This window comes from Caballeronia sp. S22 (genome assembly GCF_964261745.1).
Lineage (GTDB): Bacteria > Pseudomonadota > Gammaproteobacteria > Burkholderiales > Burkholderiaceae > Caballeronia > Caballeronia jiangsuensis.
On record NZ_OZ180036.1, the window covers coordinates 534,577 to 546,557 of the forward strand.

The 11,981-nt window shown below is 63.8% G+C and carries 13 protein-coding genes and 2 riboswitches; of the genes, 5 read left to right on the forward strand and 8 right to left on the reverse strand.

Features of this window, described 5'->3' with window-relative positions; translation table 11 throughout:
• Window positions 1-22: 22 nt before the first annotated feature.
• The 3 genes from ACEN42_RS17565 to ACEN42_RS17575 all read right to left on the reverse strand — a co-directional run bounded on the left by ACEN42_RS17565 (window position 23) and on the right by ACEN42_RS17575 (window position 1,406).
• Window positions 23-337: an antibiotic biosynthesis monooxygenase gene (locus ACEN42_RS17565; protein WP_035503695.1), complete on the reverse strand. Its 315-nt coding sequence runs from the start codon at window positions 335-337 to the stop codon at window positions 23-25.
• 42 nt (window positions 338-379) lie between these two features.
• Complete coding sequence (locus tag ACEN42_RS17570; protein ID WP_371881988.1) at window positions 380-751, reverse strand: DUF1428 domain-containing protein; 372 nt, start codon at window positions 749-751, stop codon at window positions 380-382.
• A gap of 79 nt (window positions 752-830) precedes the next feature.
• On the reverse strand, window positions 831-1,406 hold the full coding sequence (locus tag ACEN42_RS17575; RefSeq protein WP_371881989.1) for a histidine phosphatase family protein: 576 nt from the start codon (window positions 1,404-1,406) through the stop codon (window positions 831-833).
• Between the two features lie 47 nt (window positions 1,407-1,453).
• A riboswitch (cobalamin riboswitch) is annotated at window positions 1,454-1,580 on the forward strand.
• Between the two features lie 28 nt (window positions 1,581-1,608).
• Here ACEN42_RS17575 and ACEN42_RS17580 point away from each other — a divergent pair.
• Window positions 1,609-1,842, forward strand: a complete 234-nt coding sequence (locus tag ACEN42_RS17580; protein ID WP_035503688.1) for a CbtB-domain containing protein — start codon at window positions 1,609-1,611, stop codon at window positions 1,840-1,842.
• A 9-nt stretch (window positions 1,843-1,851) separates the two neighbouring features.
• On the forward strand, window positions 1,852-2,643 hold the full coding sequence (locus tag ACEN42_RS17585; protein ID WP_371881990.1) for a CbtA family protein: 792 nt from the start codon (window positions 1,852-1,854) through the stop codon (window positions 2,641-2,643).
• 27 nt (window positions 2,644-2,670) lie between these two features.
• Here the strand turns inward: ACEN42_RS17585 and ACEN42_RS17590 are convergent, their stop codons facing one another.
• The 5 genes from ACEN42_RS17590 to ACEN42_RS17610 all read right to left on the reverse strand — a co-directional run bounded on the left by ACEN42_RS17590 (window position 2,671) and on the right by ACEN42_RS17610 (window position 5,534).
• The gene (locus ACEN42_RS17590; protein ID WP_371881991.1) at window positions 2,671-2,913 is read right to left on the reverse strand and encodes a DUF1289 domain-containing protein; all 243 of its coding nucleotides are present in this window, start codon (window positions 2,911-2,913) and stop codon (window positions 2,671-2,673) included.
• Window positions 2,910-4,208 (reverse strand): cobyrinate a,c-diamide synthase, encoded by a 1,299-nt coding sequence (locus ACEN42_RS17595; protein ID WP_371881992.1) that lies wholly within the window; start codon window positions 4,206-4,208, stop codon window positions 2,910-2,912. Before ACEN42_RS17595 ends, ACEN42_RS17590 begins: the two co-directional genes overlap by 4 nt.
• Before the next feature lie 5 nt (window positions 4,209-4,213).
• Window positions 4,214-4,816 carry a cob(I)yrinic acid a,c-diamide adenosyltransferase gene (gene cobO, locus ACEN42_RS17600; protein WP_187606162.1) on the reverse strand — a complete coding sequence of 201 codons (603 nt, stop codon included), beginning with the start codon at window positions 4,814-4,816 and terminating at the stop codon, window positions 4,214-4,216.
• Window positions 4,817-4,933: 117 nt separating this feature from the next.
• A complete protein-coding gene (locus tag ACEN42_RS17605; RefSeq protein WP_309884852.1) occupies window positions 4,934-5,134 on the reverse strand; it encodes a hypothetical protein in 201 nt (66 codons plus the stop codon).
• Entirely contained in the window at window positions 5,109-5,534 is a 426-nt protein-coding gene (locus ACEN42_RS17610) for a cobalamin biosynthesis protein (RefSeq protein WP_371881993.1), read from the reverse strand. Before ACEN42_RS17610 ends, ACEN42_RS17605 begins: the two co-directional genes overlap by 26 nt.
• Before the next feature lie 89 nt (window positions 5,535-5,623).
• Window positions 5,624-5,880: riboswitch (cobalamin riboswitch) on the forward strand.
• A gap of 119 nt (window positions 5,881-5,999) precedes the next feature.
• Here ACEN42_RS17610 and cobW point away from each other — a divergent pair.
• The 3 genes from cobW to ACEN42_RS17625 are packed head-to-tail and all read left to right on the forward strand — an operon-like array spanning window position 6,000 to window position 11,860.
• On the forward strand, window positions 6,000-7,085 hold the full coding sequence (gene cobW / locus ACEN42_RS17615; protein ID WP_250484844.1) for a cobalamin biosynthesis protein CobW: 1,086 nt from the start codon (window positions 6,000-6,002) through the stop codon (window positions 7,083-7,085).
• Window positions 7,086-7,091: 6 nt separating this feature from the next.
• Window positions 7,092-10,868: a cobaltochelatase subunit CobN gene (cobN, locus tag ACEN42_RS17620; RefSeq protein WP_371881994.1), complete on the forward strand. Its 3,777-nt coding sequence runs from the start codon at window positions 7,092-7,094 to the stop codon at window positions 10,866-10,868.
• Window positions 10,865-11,860, forward strand: a complete 996-nt coding sequence (locus ACEN42_RS17625; protein WP_371881995.1) for an ATP-binding protein — start codon at window positions 10,865-10,867, stop codon at window positions 11,858-11,860. Before cobN ends, ACEN42_RS17625 begins: the two co-directional genes overlap by 4 nt.
• The last annotated feature ends 121 nt before the right edge of the window (window positions 11,861-11,981 follow it).

An 11,981-nucleotide genomic window follows, 5' to 3' on the forward strand; every position in this document is an offset into this window, starting at 1 on the left:
TTCGAGCGCGCGCGTCGGCTTGTCATTTGACGGTCTGAATCACTTCGAAGCCTTCGAACTCCGGATGTCCGAGATAAAGCTGGCGTGTCTCGCCGCCGGCATTGCGATGCGCCGCGCGAAACGCGTCCGAGCGCGTCCAGTCCTCGAAAGCCGCCTGATTCGCCCAGATCGTGTGGCTCGAATACAGGACGTGATCGTCCTTCACCGGGCCCTTGAGCAGATGAAACTCGACGAAACCCGGCACGTCCTTGAGATGCGTGTCGCGACTGGTCCAGAGGCGTTCGAAATCCGTCTCGGCGCCGGGCACGATCTTGAAGCGGTTCATGGCGATATACATGTCGATGCGTTTCCTTAACCGTAGAGTCAAAAATCAAAACGATCAGCCGCGCTCCAGTTCGACGAGCGTCGTGAAGCCGCCGAAGAACATGCGCTGAGGGTCGAACGGCGGCTCGCCGGACTCCATCATCGCCTTGAGGCGCGGGTCTTCCATCACTTTCGCATTGACGCTGTCGCGCTGCTCGCGCGACTCGTAGACGATATACGAGAACACGACGGTCTCGCCTTCCTTCTGTTGCACGCTCTGCGGAAACGACGTGAGCTTGCCGGGCTTGACGTCGTCGGCGATGGTTTCCACGAATTGCAGCGCGCCATGCTCCATCCAGATCTTGCCGGCGGCTTCGGCCATTGTGCGGTAGGCGTCGATCTTGTCGAGCGGCACGGGTACGACGAATCCATCCACGTAATGCGCCATCTGAGTCTCCTGAATCGGTTCGGAAGTGGAACGCGCATGCGATGCGCTGCTCGTTTGAGCGATTCGTAAGCAACGAAGTTCAGGCCGGCTGATAGGGCAATTCGGCAGTCCATGCATCGGCGGCCGATGCGCGCTTGAGCACCGTCGACGAGAGCGGCGCGAAGTTCATCCCGTAGACGGATTCGAGCGGCATGCCGAGCGCATGCGCGAGCGCCACTTTCACGACGATCGCATGCGTGACGACGATGCAGCGCTCGCACGCATTCAGGCCATCGATGAACTCCAGCCCCTGCGCGACGCGCACCGCGAGCATGGCGATGCTCTCGCCGCCATGCCCGCGCGCCTGCGGATCGGCGAGCCACGCGGCGACGTGCTCCGGCTCGCGTTCGCCGGTCTCGCGTATCGATTGCCCGCGCCAGCGGCCATAGTCGATGTCGTCGAATGCGGGAACGATATCGAATGCATCCGCGATCCACTTTGCCGTCTGGCGTGCTACGGGCGCTGGGCCCGAAATCACGCGCGCATGGTCTTGCGGCCCCACGAAGAGCGGTGCGAGCCGCGAGCGCGCGTCATGTTCGGCGAGCTCGTCGCCGTTGGGAAAGTGGCCGGTTTTCATCGCGCGCGTGGCCGCGTGACACAACAGAATGAGTTCCAAGGGGCGTCAGGGCTATTCGGAATCGTTTTACTTTGCCGCCGATCATCATAGAATGGCAAGCTTGCAGTGCGAGGAAGCCGGTGCAAACCCGGCACGGTCGCGCCACTGTATGCGTTCGTCAGCGTGAAAGCGTTGCGCCGCGAGTCAGACCCCGCTGCAAGCTCTTCGTCAATCGGGACGCGCTTTTCCCTGGAGAACCATCATGAATGCTTCCAACACGCCGGTCTTTTCCGCTCCGGTTTCCCCGTCGCTCGACGCACCCGTGCCCATTCCGGTGCGCGAAGTGCTGCCGTGGGCCGTTTTCATCGGCCTTCTTTTGCTGATCGCCATTTATTTCGTCGGCGCGGAGCAGGGCGCAACGTCGATTTTCTCGGGCATGTACGTCCACGAATTCGTTCACGACGGCCGGCATCTGCTCGGCTTTCCGTGCCACTGAGGACGCGTCATGATTCGGACTTTGCTGATACGCGGCATGATCGCGGGGCTGGTCGCGGGCCTGATCGGCTTCGGCTTCGCGCGTACGTTCGGCGAGCCGTCGGTGGCGCGCGCCATCGCGTTCGAGGAACAGCACGAGCATGCGCAAGCCGCGCATGAGCACGAACATGAACACGCCGACGCCGCGACAGGCGCCGCGCATTCGCACGATCACGGCGACGAGGAGCTCGTCTCACGCGATACGCAAGCGGGCCTCGGCCTCCTGACGGGCGTCGCGGTGTTCGGCACCGCGCTGGGCGGTCTTTTCTCGCTCGTGTTCGCGTTCGCCTACGGGCGGCTCGGCGCGTTGCGAGCGCGCGGCACGTCGGCGCTGCTGGCGTTGTTCGGCTTCGTGAGCATCGCCATCGTGCCGTTCCTCAAGTATCCGCCCAATCCGCCGGCGGTCGGCAATGCCGAAACCATCGGGCCGCGTACGGCGCTTTTCTTCGGCATGGTGGCGATTTCCATCGCGGCGGCCGTGTTCGCCGTGTGGCTGCGGCGGCGCATGGCGGCGCAACATGACGGCTGGAACGCGACGCTCATCGCCGCGGCCGCGTATATCGTCGTGATCGTGGTGGCGCAGGTCGCGCTGCCGCGCATCGATGAAGTGCCCGCCGATTTCTCGGCCTCGCTGCTGTGGAATTTCCGGCTGGCCGCGATCGGCATTCAGGCGCTGATCTGGACGACGCTCGGTCTCGTGTTCGGCGCACTCGCCGCGCGTGAGCTGGAACGGCCGGCCGTCAGGAGAATGGCCGCGGCTTGACCGGCTTATCCGGCTCGATCACACGGCTCACTTCGCGCGCGCCGCACGCCGCGCGAGCAACGCGTCGAACAGATCGAGCTTCGCGGCATCGTCCATCGATCTGAAGGTCTTGATCTCTTCGCGGCTTCTGAAGCAGCCGAGGCATAAGCCCGTTTCGGGATCGAGCTTGCATACGTCGGTGCATGGCGAGCCGATCGGTTCCTGTGTCTTGGCGCGCTCGATCGTGAATGCGAGATCGAGCGGCGTGCGGATGTCTTGCGTGGTCGTCATAGTGATTCGCCGCGAAAGAGCGCGGCGGCAGCGGCCGGATTCGACGGCCAGTAAGCGTGCATGTAGGTGGCCGTCACCGGACCGTGCCGATAGAGCGCTTCGCCCGATGTGCCCGTCGTCGCGTGCTTCGCTTCGAGGACGGCCTGCATCGGCGTGTGCAGCGTCGAGTAATGGAACGTGTGGCCCGTCATTGCGCCGTGCATCGTGTCGATGCGCTGCATCGCGAGGCGCGACAGCTTGCGTTGCATCGCGGCATCGCCGGGAAGAATGCCGAGCATCGTGTGCCGCGTGCCTTCGATGTCCGTCAGCGTGTCGAGCAGATACAGCATGCCGCCGCATTCCGCGACGACCGGCCTCTCTTTCGCGACGTGCCCGCCGATCGATTCGCGCGTGCGCGCATTCACTGCGAGCGTCGCCGCATGCAGCTCGGGATAACCGCCGGGAAGATAGAGCGCGTCGGCGTCGTGGGGTGCGGGTTCGTCGGCCAGCGGCGAGAACGTGCTGATGCGCGCGCCCATCGCGACGAGCAGATCGACATTTGCCGGATAGACGAACGAGAACGCGGCATCGCGCGCAATCGCGATATGCATCCCGTCGAGCAGACGCGGAGGCGCGGGAGGGCTCGCTTCGTCGAAATGAACGGACGGCGGCAGTTCCGCGAGCGCGGTTTGCGCGATCGCATCGGCGGCGCGATCGAGCCGCGCGTCGAGGCCCGCGATTTCTTCCGGCTGCGTGAGGCCGAGATGACGCTCGGGCAGCGCGATATCGTCCTCGTTCGACAGATGGCCGCAATAGTGCAGCCCCTCTGGAATGGTCTCCGACAGCATCTGCGCATGACGCGGCGACGCGACGCGATTCGCGAGCACGCCGTGAAACGGCACGTCCGCGCGATAGCGCGCGAGCCCGAACGCGATCGCGCCGAAGGTCTGCGCCATGCCGTGCGCGCCGATCACCGCGAGCACGGGCACGTTGAACGCGGCGGCGAGATCGGCGCTGCTGGGCGTGCCGTCGAAAAGACCCATCACGCCTTCGATGAGGATGAGATCGGCCTCGCGCGCGGCTTGTGCAAGCAATGCGCGGCACGCATCGAGCCCGACCATCGACAGATGCAGCGAATAGACGGGCGCGCCGCATGCGCGTTCGAGGATCATCGGATCGAGAAAGTCCGGGCCGGTCTTGAAGACGCGCACGTTCAGGCCGCGGCGCGTGTGATGACGCGCGAGCGCGGCCGTCACCGTGGTCTTGCCTTGATGCGACGCGCTTGCGCCGATGAAAAGAGCGGGGCAGTCGGGCATCGCGTTCAGAACTCGACGCCGCGTTGCGCCTTCACGCCCTGCTCGCGATAGGGGTGCTTCACGAGCCGCATCTCGGTGACGAGGTCGGCGAGTTCGATCAAGGCATCGGGCGCGTGACGGCCCGTCACGACCACATGCAGCATCGCGGGGCGCGCCTTCAGCACGTCGAGCACTTCATCGAGCGGCAGATATTCGTACTTGAGCACGGTGTTCAGTTCATCGAGCACGACCATCCGATACTCGCCGCTTTCGATCATGCGCCGCGCCTCGTTCCAGCCTTTGCGCGCGGTGGCCATGTCGGCTTCGCGGTTCTGCGTGTTCCAGGTATAGCCGTCGCCCATCGTGACGAAATCGCAATGAGCGATCGCGCCGAGGAAATCGCGCTCGGACGTATGCAGCGCGCCCTTGATGAACTGCACGACGCCGAGCTTCATGCCATGACCGAGCACGCGCACGGCCATGCCGAACGCCGCCGTGGTCTTGCCCTTGCCGTTGCCGGTATTCACGATCAAGAGGCCTTTTTCGTGATCGGCGGCGGCCTGCTTTTTCTCGTGACCTTCCTTGCGACGTTGGGTCATGCGCAGATGCGATTCGGTATCGGTTTTCACATCGACTCCAGTGTGAACGGGATTGCGGCGGGTCTTTGCATGACGAAAGACGGCCGTATCGTACATCAGGTGGCGGCTGCGTTCGCGGCTTAATTCTGCGCTAACAGACGGTGGGCATCATGCACTCACGCACTCACCGACTTCAGGAGCAGAAAAATGGACGCGCTCTATCTCTATCTGGAACTCGTGGCGCTCATCGTTCTCGTCTGGCTCTGCCGCGACAAGTTCAGGCCCGTTGTCGCGAAGCCGCTCGCCGAAACCAAAGGCCCGCGGATGGCGACGAAGCCGGTATTCATGTTCCGTTCGCACCGGTTTCATGCGCCGCTGCGATCGCGACGGTTACGCCGCAATCGATCGTCTTTGGCACGATGAGCGTGCGCGCGTTGCCCGCAAGCAGCGCGCAGGGCTCGCATACGCCATCGACGTTCAGATGCTTCGCTGCATGATGTGAGATCGCGGTGCGTGGCGCATGCGCGATTTCATCGGCGCTATAGAAGCGCAGCGGCAGGCCGTGACGCTCGCAGAACGCGAGCAAGCCGGCTTCATCCCTTTTCGCATCGATGCTCGCGACGATCGCGATCTCATCGAATCGATGCGCTCCCAGCGCGACACGCACCGCGCGTTCGATCACATCGGCGCTCGTGCCTCGCCTGCAGCCGATACCGACCGCGAGCCGCATAACGGCGGACGCATTCATGCGAGCAATGACGGATTCCATGTGCGATTCAACGAAAGCGCGCCGCGCGGGCCAGCATTATGACACCGCGCGCGCCGCGTCATTTCTTGACGCTCGCGCCCGCCGGGCCTAGACTTTCACGCAGTTTTGGTGCTCGCGCGCGGATTCTCTCGCGCGCAGTTAAACGGGAAGCAGGGCGCGTTCCTTCGACCGATCGAGCGGACGTCAACCTGCGCTGCCCCCGCAACGGTAAACGATTCCCCGTGCGCGCGATGTTTCATCGCATGAACGGGAAGCCGGCTTCGAGGCCACTGCGCGTATTTACGCGCGGGAAGGCGAAGCGGCGCAATCGTCAGCCCGGATACCGGCCAGACTTTCACAGGGATCGCTGTCGCGGGGATGCGGCGCGGCCCATGATCCATCAAGCGTGTGTTTCCCATTCCATCCCGCGGCGTTGACACGCATTGCGCGACACGAAGCGCACGCACCTGAAGCCACGGAGCTACGATGCAAACCCGCAAGATCCCCGTCACGGTCGTGACCGGCTTTCTCGGCAGCGGCAAGACCACGCTGATGCGGCATATCCTGTCCAACGCGCAAGGAAAGCGCATCGCGGTGATCGTCAACGAGTTCGGCGAGCTCGGCATCGACGGGGAAATCCTGAAGGGCTGCGGCATCGGCTGCGACGACGAAGCCGGCTCCAAAGATCGTAATCTGTATGAACTCGCGAACGGTTGCCTGTGCTGCACCGTGCAGGAAGAGTTCTATCCGGTGATGGAGCAGCTCGTCGAGCGGCGCGAAAGCATCGATCACGTGCTGATCGAAACATCGGGTCTCGCGTTGCCTAAGCCGCTCGTGCAGGCGTTCAACTGGCCGTCGATCAAGAATGCGTTCACGGTCGATGCGGTCGTCACCGTGGTCGATGGCCCCGCGGCCGCGAGCGGCCAGTTCGCGGCGAATCCCGTCGCCGTCGATGCGCAGCGCAAGGCCGATCCGAATCTCGATCACGAATCGCCGCTGCACGAGTTGTTCGAGGATCAGCTCGCGTCGGCGGATCTCGTCATCGTGAACAAGACCGACCTCATGGACGATGCAGCGCTGCAAAAAGTCGAGGCGCTCGTGCGTCCCGAGATTCCGCGCGAAGTGAAGATCGTGCCCGCGCAAATGGGCAAGCTCGATGTGCATACGCTGCTCGGTCTCGAAGCGGCGTCGGAAGAGACGATTCATCTGCGCCACGATCATCACGGCTCGCCCGACGATGAAGGCCACGCGGATCATCATCACGACGAGTTCGATTCGTTCGTCGTTCACGGCAAGGTGGAATCGCGCGAGCAGGCCATCGCGGCATTGCATGCGCTCGTCGAGCATCACACGATCTATCGCGTGAAGGGTTTCGCCGCGTTGCCGGGCGCGGCGATGCGGCTCGTCGTGCAAGGCGTCGGGCGTCGTTTCGACAGCTATTTCGATCGCCGCTGGCAAGCCGGTGAAGCGACGACGCAAAGCCGTTTCGTGCTGATCGGCGAAGACCTCGATCGCGACACGCTGCAACGCGCATTCGACGCGGCGCTCGCAAGCGCTGCCGTGCAGGCATAAACAGCCATGCATCTGCTCCGCACGACACCGGGAGGCTTCGTCGACGATGCGCAAGGCGTCATGCGCATCGATCAGACACGCGCGCCGATCGTGGTGCTCAGTTCCGCCGACACGACGCTCGCGTTGCTCGCGAGCGTGTTTCCGCGTCTGGAAGCGGGCTTTCCCGAAGTGCGGCTCGCGAATCAATCGTTTCTGCGTCAACCCGCGTCGGTCGATTTCTATATCGACGATGTATTGCGTCACGCGAAGGTCGTTATCGTCGATCACCTTGGCGGCGAATCGTACTGGCCTTACGGCATCGAACGGCTCGTCGCGCTCGCGAAACAAGAGCAACAGATGCTCGCGATGTTTTCGGGCGATCTCACCGAGGACCCGAATCTCATCGGCAAAAGCACGGCGGATGCCCGGTTTTGCCGCGAGCTGTCGCGCTATCTGCGTGAAGGCGGCGCGCGCAACGCGGAAGAATTCCTGCGCACGATCGCGCATCACGCGTTCGGCTTCGGACGCGAGCCGCAGCCGCCGAGCCCGCTGCCTGCCGTCGCGATCTATCATCCCGAGCGCGATATCGCGACGATCGAAGACTGGCAGGCACGCTGGACCAAAGGCGCGCCCGTTGCCGCCATTCTTTTTTATCGCGCGCATTTGCAGTCGGGCAATACCGCCGTGTTCGATGCGCTCATCGAAGCGCTCGAAAAGGAAGGCATGAATCCGTTGCCGATCGCGATCTCGTCGCTGAAAGAGAGCGTGAGCCGCGAAGTCGTGGACCGTTTATGCGCGGAGCATCGCGCATCGCTCGTATTGAATACGACGGCTTTCGCGGCGAGCGTGATAGGCGAAGACGAAGTATTCGAAGTCGCGGGCGATGCGCCCGTGCTGCAAGTCATTCTGAGCGGCGGCAATCGCGACGACTGGCAAAAGGACAATCACGGGCTGAACTCGCGCGATGTCGCGATGCATGTCGCGCTGCCCGAAGTCGATGGCCGCATCATCACGCGCGCGATCAGCTTCAAGGGCCTCGCGTATTACTGCAAGCACACGCAAGTGGACGTGGTGCGCTATCAGGCCGACGTTGAGCGCGTGCGCTTCGTCGCGGAACTGAGCCGCCGCTGGTGCAGGCTGCGTCATACGCCGAATGCGCAGAAGCGCATCGCGCTCGTGCTCGCGAACTATCCGGCGAACGAAGGGCGCATCGGCAACGGCGTGGGACTCGACACGCCCGCATCGGCCATCTGCATTCTGTCGATGCTCGCGCGCGAAGGCTATCGCGTGGGCGACATTCCCGCGAACGGCGACGCGCTCATCGCCGCGCTGACCGAAGGCGTGACCAACGATCCCATCGTGCGCGACTTGCGTCCCGCGCTGCAGAGTCTCGCGCTCGACGACTATCTCGACGCATACCGCACGCTGCCCGCCGATGCGCGCGCCGCGCTGGAAAAGACCTGGGGCGCGCCCGAAGACGATCCCACGGTAAGACGCGGCCGCTTCATGATCGCGGGTTATCGTTGCGGCGAAGTCTTCATCGGCATACAGCCTTCGCGCTCGCGCAAACGCCACGATTACGCGAGCTATCACGATGCCGAACTCGTTCCGCCGCATTCGTATCTCGCGTTCTATGTCTGGTTGCGTCTGCGCTTTCAGATGGATGCGATCGTGCATGTCGGCAAGCACGGCAACCTCGAATGGCTGCCGGGCAAGAGCGTCGCGTTGTCATCGTCGTGCTGGCCCGATGCGATTCTCGGACCGATGCCGCATCTCTATCCGTTCATCGTCAACGATCCGGGCGAAGGCAGCCAGGCGAAGCGTCGCGCGCAGGCCGTCATCATCGATCATCTGATGCCGCCGCTCACGCGCGCCGAGAACTACGGGCCGTTGCAGGATCTCGAGCGTCAGGTCGACGAATACTACGAAGCACTGATGGTCGATGCGCGGCGCGCGAAGCTGTTGCGCCGGTCGATCCTCGCGAACATCGTCGAGAACAGGCTGCACGAAGAGCTCGGTCTCGATGCGCCGCGCGATGCCGTAGGCGAAGATGCTTTGCTCACGCGCGCCGACGCGTATCTCTGCGAGCTGAAGGAAGCGCAGATTCGCGATGGCCTGCACGTGTTCGGCGTTTCGCCGCAAGGCGTGCAGCGCCGCGACACGCTGCTCGCGCTCGGCCGTTTTCCGATCGGCGACGGGCAGGGCGCGAACGCGGGCCTCATCACGGCGATCGCGCGCGATCTGCAACTGCCCGCCGAGTTCGATCCGCTCGATGCCGACTGGGCTGCGCCGTGGAACGGGCCGTGTCCACGTGCGCTCGTCGAAGTCAGCGATGCGCCGTGGCGTCATCAGGGCGATACGCGCGAGCGCCTCGAAGCGTTAGCGATGCAACTTTTGTCCGACGACGATGCCGCCGCGCCCGGTCCGCATGCATCGCTCGTGCTCGAACGTCTTCGCGGCGATGTGCTCGCCCGCCTGGATGCATGTGGCCCGCAAGAGCTTTTGCAATTGAAGCGCGGCCTCGAAGGGCGTTTCGTGCCGCCGGGTCCGAGCGGTTCGCCGTCGCGCGGCAGGCCCGACGTGCTGCCCACGGGCCGTAATTTCTATTCCGTCGATACACGCGCATTGCCGACGCAGGCGGCCTGGTCGCTCGGACTCAAGTCGGCGAATGCACTGGTCGAACGTCATGTGCAGGACCACGGCGATTTTCCGCGCGCCATCGGCTTGTCCGTGTGGGGCACGGCGACGATGCGCACCGGTGGCGACGACATCGCGCAGGCGTTCGCGCTCATCGGCGTGCGGCCGAAGTGGGCGGCGGGCAGTCATCGCGTGACCGACTTCGAGATCCTGCCGATATCGATCTTCAACCGGCCGCGCATCGACGTGACGCTGCGCGTGTCGGGCTTTTTCCGCGATGCCTTCGCGAACCTCATCCATCTCTTCGATGCGGCCGTGCAGGCCGTCGCCGAACTCGACGACGAACCCGCCGATATCAACCCGATCCGCGCACGCATCCTGCGCGAACGCGACGAACTGATCGCGCGCGGCATCGAAGCGAAGGAGGCGCGGCAGCGCGCGGGCTGGCGCGTGTTCAGCACGAAGCCAGGCGCATACGGCGCGGGCTTGCAGGAGCTGATCGACGCAAGACAATGGCAGTCCGATGCCGATCTTTCCGCTGCCTATCAAAGCACGGGCGGTTACGCCTACTCGCAAACGGGCGATGGCGTCGAAGCGCGTGCGAGCTTCGGCACGCGGCTTTCGACGCTCGATGTCGTGCTGCAGAATCAGGACAATCGCGAACACGATCTGCTCGATTCGAACGACTATCACCAGTTTCAGGGCGGCATGATCGCGGCCGTGCGTTATCTGTCGGGCGTGCAGCCGCAGGCGTATAACGCCGATCACAGCAATCCCGCCGCGCCGCGCGTGCGCACGCTGAACGAAGAGATCGCGCGTGTGGTGCGTTCACGCGTCGTCAATCCGAAGTGGATCGATGGCGTCAAGCGGCACGGCTACAAGGGCGCGTCCGAACTCGCCGCCACCGTCGATTATCTTTTCGGCTATGACGCTACGGCGCGTGTCGTGTCGGACCATCAATATGCGCTCGTCACCGATGCATACGTGAACGACGCCGAGACGCGCGAGTTCATCACACAACACAATCCGCACGCGCTGCAATCGATCTGCGAGCGCCTGATCGAAGCGATGCAGCGCGGCCTGTGGCAAGAACCCGCGGGCTATCGCGAGCAGGTCGAACGGCATCTGCTCGATGTCGAACAGTGCATCGAGGGCCGACAACATTGAACCAGAACACTTTCCCCTTTACCGCGCTCGTTGCGCAAGCGCCCTTGCAGCAAGCGCTTTTGCTCGCGGCAGTCGATCCATCGATCGGCGGCGTGCTCGTCAGCGGGCCACGCGGCACGGCGAAGTCCACGGCGGCGCGCGCACTCGCGGAGCTGTTGCCCGAGGGAAAGCTCGTGACCTTGCCGCTCGGGGCGAGCGAGGAACAACTGATCGGCACGCTCGACATTCAAAGCGCCTTGCGCGATGGCGGCGTGAAGTTTTCTCCGGGCCTGATCGCGAAGGCGCATCTCGGCGTGCTTTATGTCGATGAAGTGAATCTTCTGCCGAATCCGCTCGTCGATCAATTGCTCGATGTCGCGGCGAGCGGCGTGAACATCATCGAGCGCGATGGCATTTCGCATCGGCATGACGCGCGCTTCGTGCTTATCGGCACGATGAATCCGGAAGAGGGCGAGTTGCGTCCGCAGTTGCTCGATCGTTTCGGTCTCGCCGTGGAGATGAGCAATTGTTTCGATGCAGGCGTGCGGCAGCGCATCGTGAAGTCCCGGCTCGCATTCGATACGGATCCCGAAGCATTTCGCGCGCGTCATGCAAGCGAACAGACGTCGCTGGGCCAGTGCATTCATGCGGCGCGCGCGGCGCTTTCGTCATTCGATTTCGACGATGCGGTTCATGCGCGCGTGAGCGAGCTTTGCATCGACGCGCATGTCGATGGCTTGCGCGCCGATATCGTGATGCTGCGCGCGGCGCGGGCGCTCGCTGCACTGGAAGGCGCGGCGAACGTGACGGTGACGCATGTCGAGCGTGTCGCCGATGCGGTGCTGAAGCATCGACGGCGAGAGACCGAATCGCCTTCGCGTGAACCCGCCGCGCGTGAATCCACGCCGCGCGATGCAGGCTCGGGCGAATCGGACTGGGGCGCGATGCCGCCGGAGCCGACGGGCATCGCGAAGGTCAAGCAAGTGAGGCCGCTCACCGCAAAAAAAGCCTGAACCATCGAAGGCGCGACGCGGATGCCTTCGACGTGGGGCATCGCCTTCGATGGAACGAATCGCGCACGAAAGGCCGCTACGTTGCGCGCGAGGGTGAAGAGAGCGCGTCGATCGACTGGAT